The organism is Bradyrhizobium sp. 142, assembly GCF_023074015.1.
Classification (GTDB): Bacteria; Pseudomonadota; Alphaproteobacteria; order Rhizobiales; family Xanthobacteraceae; genus Bradyrhizobium.
In genome coordinates, this window is record NZ_JADPKQ010000286.1 from 1 (window position 1) to 588 (window position 588).

At 64.3% G+C, this 588-nt stretch carries 1 pseudogene; it reads left to right on the plus strand.

Going from position 1 to position 588, the window contains the following annotated elements:
* Positions 1-5 precede the first annotated feature (5 nt).
* Positions 6-588 (plus strand): annotated as a pseudogene (locus IVA82_RS24985) (IS110 family transposase); the annotation flags it as partial.

The following is a 588-nucleotide window of genomic DNA, read 5'->3' on the forward strand; positions in this document are numbered from 1 at the left end:
GCCCCATGCAGAAATTGAACGATCTGAGCCGATCCCCGAGCCCCCTCGACCCGGACGGCACGCTGATCGCCGTTATCGAACTGAGCCTGTCGAGCTGGCTCGTCGCCGGCATCGTGCCTGGCGTCGAGCGCCAGCCATTGAAGAAGCTCGCGGTCGACGAGAGCGCCTTGCTGAAGTTGCTGCATCGATGGCGAGAGGAAGCGGCGAAGGCAGGGCATCGGATCAAACGCATCGCGGTCGCTTTCGAGGCCGGCCGTGACGGCTTCTGGCTGGCACGCTGGCTCAGGGCGCGCGACATTGAGGCCCACGTCATTCACGCATCGAGTGTGGCGGTGTCGCGCGAGCACCGGCGCGCCAAGACCGATCGGCTCGACACCGAGCTGCTCAAACGCTCTTTCCTCGGCTGGCTGCGCGGCGAGCGTGATCACTGCAAGATGGTGGCGATCCCGACAACCCAGGACGAAGATGCCAAGCGGCCCAACCGCGAGCACGCGAGCCTCGTCGGCGAGCAAAGTCGGATCGTCAACCGAATGAAAGCAACGTTGATCCGGCTTGGCATCCGCGGCTTCAATCCCAAGCTGAAGAAGG